Source organism: Belnapia sp. AC561 (assembly GCF_979252845.1).
In genome coordinates this window covers 1-235 of sequence record NZ_CEEDBP010000499.1, presented here as the reverse complement: position 1 = coordinate 235, position 235 = coordinate 1, and the positions used below count along the sequence as shown (strand labels likewise).

1 protein-coding gene is annotated in these 235 nt (G+C 79.6%); it reads right to left on the bottom strand.

Going from position 1 to position 235, the window contains the following annotated elements; translation table 11 throughout:
• A partial coding sequence (locus AC0IW9_RS32010) for a hypothetical protein (protein ID WP_471652306.1) occupies nt 1–235 on the bottom strand: 235 nt, incomplete at both ends.

Sequence of the window (235 nt, the reverse complement as noted above, 5' to 3'; positions counted from 1 at the left end):
ACCGGCCACGGCCGGACCCAGGCCCCCCCGCCGCGCCCGCACCTCGAGCACTGCCCGCGCCACCCGGACAGCCGTCCCCGGCCGCATCGCATCCGGATGCGGCCGCGCCGGGCCCGTCGGCCGGCGGGACCAGACCGTCGCCTCCGGCACGTCCACCTGGAAGCCGGCGCGGCGGAAGCGCCCGACCCTGGCCGACAGCCCCAGCCGGTTCACGTAGATCCCGGCCTTGCCCACC